Raw genomic sequence first — 4,299 nt, forward strand, 5'->3', positions numbered from 1 at the left:
CGGACGACCTTGATCATTCGGGCGTGGCCCTTTCCTTCGGACAGCGTTTCGGCCAGCGCTTCCGACAGCGCTTCTCCGCTCTCCGCGACGACCTCCCCGGTTTTCTTGTCGACGACCGGTTCGCCGATGCTGCGCCCGATCAGATCACCGGCCTGCCTGGCCTGGACGTCGTCGAATTCGTAGAACAGCTGGTAGATGCGGTCGTTGCTCTCGTAGCCTAGCGCGCGGAGCAGCAGGGTCACGGGCAGCTTCCGCTTTCGGTCGATATGGACGAAAAGCACGTCGTTCACGTCCAGGCTGAATTCCAGCCAGGTACCGTGTTCCGGTATGATGCGGGCGGAGTAAAGCTGCTTTCCGTTAGGGTGGGTTTCTTCAGAGAAGAATACCCCGTAGGAACGCTGCAGCTGCGACACGATGACCCGTTCGGCCCCGTTGATGATGAACGTGCCCTTCTCCGTGATCAGCGGCAGTTCCCCGAGGAACACGGTCTGCTCGATGATGTCCTTGACCTTCTTCTCGTCGGCGCCGCTCCCCTCCTCGCGGATCACCAGGCGAAGTCTCGCCTTCAGGGGGATCGCGTAGGTCATACCCCGTTCCTGGCATTCGAGGACGGTGTACTTCGGCTCGCCCAGCATGTATTCGATGAACTCGAGCGAGAAGTGCTCGTGGATGTCCGTGATGGGGAATATGTCGAGGAAAACGGCCTGCAGGCCCTGGTTCCTGCGCTCGGAAACGGGTACGTCGGCCTGTAGAAACGCGTTGAAGGAATCTATCTGAACCGCCAGCAGGTTCGGCATTTCGATGATGGAGGGCAGTTTGGAAAAATCATGGCGTGTGATCTGAGTTTTATCCATCGGCTGACCACATCCTTTCGGCAGGTAGGTGAATAGAACCCGTGGACGAAAGCGCCGGCGACCCGTGCACGTCACGACGGCCGCCGCGCCCGCCACGCGGACCGATACGGTTTACCACCCTGCCTATTTGAGTTCGACAGTTCCGCCCGCTTCTTCGATCTGCTTCTGAATGTCGTCGGCTTCCTCTTTGGTTACGCCCTCCTTCAGCGCGCCGGGAACGCCGTCAACCAGCGCCTTGGCCTCTTTCAGTCCCAGGCCCGTTATTGCGCGAACGACCTTGATGACCTGGATCTTCTTGTCGCCGAAACCGGTCAGCACGACGTCGAAGGAATCCTTCTCTTCTTCTGCCGGCGCGGCTGCGTCGGCGGCGCCGGGTGCGGCGACAGCCACCGTCGCCGCGGCTGAAACGCCGAACTTGTCTTCAAGCGTCTTCACGAGATCATTCAGTTCCAGCACGGTCAGCTGTTCGATCTGATCTACGATATCGGACACGGCCATGATTACATACCTCCGTTATATATTAAGGAATACTACCTTAAATGGTTTTCTCGACTGGTTCGGCTATGCTTGCCGATCACAAACAAACGGTCATGCCTGGCTACGCCGGTCGAACCGGCACGCACGGCTTTCATTCGCCGCCTTCCTGCGCGGCCTTCTGCTGCGAAACGGCCGACACGGTGCGGACCAGGCTGCTCAGCACGCCCGACAACGTGAACACCAGGCCGGTAATGGGCGCGGCAATACCGCTGACCGTCTTGGCCAGCAGTTCATCCCTGCCGGGCAGCCTGGACAGTGTCCGGGCCTGCGCAACGTCGATGATCTCGCCGGTCAGGAACCCGCCCTTGATGCGGGGCCGTTCCTCGTGTTCCTTGCCGAAATTGATGAGTATCTTCGCCGGCGCCACGGGGTCGCTCGACATGACGAGCGCCGTCGGACCATCCAGGGTTTCCCCCAGGTCGGGCAGGCCCGCGTTGGCGATGGCGAGGCGGGTAAGCGTATTCTTTATCACGCGGCATTCCACGGACTCCGCCCGCAACTGGCTTCGCAACTCCGTTACCTCGCCGACGTCCAGGCCGGTAAGGTCCGTCAGGTAAACGCTGTCGGTTTCCTTCAATCGCGTCGTCAGATCCTGGACGATCTGCTCTTTAACGGCACGCGGCTGGGGCATGTTGTCATGACTCCTTTTCTACCCACGGCTCCTGGCCGTGGTCGCATCTACGCCTCGACGGTCGCCGCCTGGCGATCGACCGATACGCCGGGGCCCATGGTGGACGAGATGGTAAGCCGCCGTATGTACTGCCCTTTGGCGGATGCAGGCTTCGCCCGCATGACCGCGTCGATGAACGCCGAAGCGTTTTCCTTCAACTGCTGGACCGAGAAGGACGCCTTGCCCACGGCAGCGTGCAGGTTGCCGTTGCGGTCCACGCGGTACTCGATCCGGCCGGATTTCACTTCCCGGACCGCCGGACCGACGTCAAAGGTAACGGTGCCGCTCTTCGGATTGGGCATGAGTCCACGGGGACCCAGTACGCGTCCCAGCTTGCCCACGTCGCGCATGATATCGGGCGTGGCGATCACGACGTCGAATTCGGTCCAGCCTTTTTCGATCTGCTCGATATACTCGTCGGCGCCGACGTAGTCCGCGCCGGCTTCCTGGGCGTCTTTCTGCGCTTCGCCCCGCGTCAGCACGAGCACCCTGGTTTCCTTCCCCGTTCCATGGGGCAGCGCCACCGCGCCCCGTACCATCTGGTCCGCGTGGCGGGGATCCACGTTCAGCCGCATGGCCACCTCGACGGTCTCGTCGAATTTCGTCTTCGACGTCTCCTTGACAATCGACAACGCGTCCTCAAGGGGATAATCCCTTCCCGCTTCCACTTTCTCGCTGGCGGCCAGATAGCGCCTTCCTCTTTTCATGGCCCGTCTCCTTGCGGCTTTACTCGGTTAGCCTTCCACCTCGATGCCCATACTGCGGGCCGTGCCTTCGATCATGCGCATGGCCGCCTCCGTATCCGCGGCGTTCAGGTCCGGCATCTTGAGCTCGGCGATCTGCCTGACCTGGTCCCGCGTTACCTTGCCGACCTTTTCCCGGTTCGGTTCGCCGGAGGCTTTAGCCAGTCCTGCTTCGCGCTTGAGCAGCACGGCGGCGGGGGGCGTTTTGGTGATAAAGGAAAAACTGCGATCGGCGTAGACCGTGATCACGACCGGTATGATGAGGCCCATCTGATCCTGGGTTTTCGCGTTGAAGACCTTGCAGAACTCCATGGGATTAACGCCGTGCTGGCCGAGCGCCGATCCCACCGGCGGCGCCGGATTCGCCTGGCCTGCCGGTACCTGGAGTTTGATCACCGTTGATATTTTCTTGGCCACAAAACCCTCCTACGCGACGTGGGAGACCTGGAGGAAATCGAGCTCCACCGGGGTTGCACGTCCGAATATGCTCACCATGACCTTGAGCTTCTGCCGGTCGGGGTGTATCGCCTCCACAACACCTGTGAAATCGGTAAAGGGTCCGTCGGTCACCTTGACCTGGTCGCCGGTCCGGTAAGGGATATCCACGCCTTCTCCCTTTTCCTTGTGCGGCTCGTCCCGGTGCAGAATGCGGTTCAGCTCACTCTCCCGCAGGGGCTGCGGCCGGGGTCCGCTTCCGACGAAATGGGTAACGCCCGGCGCGTTGGTCACCAGGTGCCAGGAATCGCGGTCCATCTCCATTTCCACGAGGACGTAGCTGGGGAAAAGCTTGCGTATGGTGGATGTTTTCTTCCCCTGCTTCATCTCTACGATTTCTTCGGTAGGGATGAGAATCTCGCCGATTTTCTCTTCCAACCCTTCCCGGACCTTCAGTTTTTCTAGGTGGGTCTTCACCTTGTTCTCATGACCTGAATAGGTATGAATCACATACCAGCGCTTGTCCATGACTCACCTCATCATCTCTCGCTACGCGTCAGGCCCCGAGTAAACGGCTCAGTATGATGGACAGAATGAAATCGATCACCCCGGTGAATGCGGCCAGAATCAGCGTGATCACGATGACCACGGTCGTCGAACCGATCAATTCGTTTCGGCTCGGCCAGTTCACCTTGGACAGTTCCGTCCTTACTTCCCTCAGAAAGTCCACCGTTCGTTCGTACATATTCCGTGTTTCGTGCTGTAATGGCCGCCCGTCTTCCGTCTGTTTCGGAACGTCGCGGTCATTCAATGGTTCGCCGTGTGCCCGCGTGCGCCTGCGCGCGTTACATTGCATAAAAAGGCAGGCCGGAACTGTGATTTCCGCTCAGTTCGCGTCGCCGGCCTGCAATTTCGCGCGTCTTCTATGTCAAAATCATCCAAACCAACCGGGTGGGGATCGATTCGATCGCTCTCCGCCCCGTGTCTTCTATGCCAATACCTGCCGTTACTCGATGACTTCTGTGACGACGCCCGCGCCGACGGTTCTTCCGCCCTCCCG

The 4,299-nt window shown here is 60.0% G+C and carries 7 protein-coding genes; all 7 read right to left on the bottom strand.

Going from position 1 to position 4,299, the window contains the following annotated elements; genetic code table 11:
- A partial coding sequence (gene rpoB, locus OXG98_18865) for a DNA-directed RNA polymerase subunit beta (GenBank protein MCY3774075.1) occupies window positions 1–854 on the bottom strand: 854 nt, incomplete at its 3' end.
- Between the two features lie 123 nt (window positions 855–977).
- Window positions 978–1,355 carry a 50S ribosomal protein L7/L12 gene (gene rplL / locus OXG98_18870; protein ID MCY3774076.1) on the bottom strand — a complete coding sequence of 126 codons (378 nt, stop codon included), beginning with the start codon at window positions 1,353–1,355 and terminating at the stop codon, window positions 978–980.
- A 127-nt stretch (window positions 1,356–1,482) separates the two neighbouring features.
- Window positions 1,483–2,022: a 50S ribosomal protein L10 gene (gene rplJ, locus OXG98_18875; protein ID MCY3774077.1), complete on the bottom strand. Its 540-nt coding sequence runs from the start codon at window positions 2,020–2,022 to the stop codon at window positions 1,483–1,485.
- A gap of 47 nt (window positions 2,023–2,069) precedes the next feature.
- The gene (gene rplA, locus OXG98_18880) at window positions 2,070–2,768 is read right to left on the bottom strand and encodes a 50S ribosomal protein L1 (GenBank protein ID MCY3774078.1); all 699 of its coding nucleotides are present in this window, start codon (window positions 2,766–2,768) and stop codon (window positions 2,070–2,072) included.
- A 27-nt stretch (window positions 2,769–2,795) separates the two neighbouring features.
- Window positions 2,796–3,221: a 50S ribosomal protein L11 gene (rplK, locus tag OXG98_18885; GenBank protein ID MCY3774079.1), complete on the bottom strand. Its 426-nt coding sequence runs from the start codon at window positions 3,219–3,221 to the stop codon at window positions 2,796–2,798.
- A gap of 9 nt (window positions 3,222–3,230) precedes the next feature.
- Complete coding sequence (gene nusG, locus OXG98_18890; protein ID MCY3774080.1) at window positions 3,231–3,767, bottom strand: transcription termination/antitermination protein NusG; 537 nt, start codon at window positions 3,765–3,767, stop codon at window positions 3,231–3,233.
- A 28-nt stretch (window positions 3,768–3,795) separates the two neighbouring features.
- Window positions 3,796–3,984 (bottom strand): preprotein translocase subunit SecE, encoded by a 189-nt coding sequence (secE, locus tag OXG98_18895; GenBank protein ID MCY3774081.1) that lies wholly within the window; start codon window positions 3,982–3,984, stop codon window positions 3,796–3,798.
- Window positions 3,985–4,299: the final 315 nt, after the last annotated feature.

This window comes from Gemmatimonadota bacterium (assembly GCA_026706345.1).
Lineage (GTDB): Bacteria > JAAXHH01 > JAAXHH01 > JAAXHH01 > JAAXHH01 > JAAXHH01.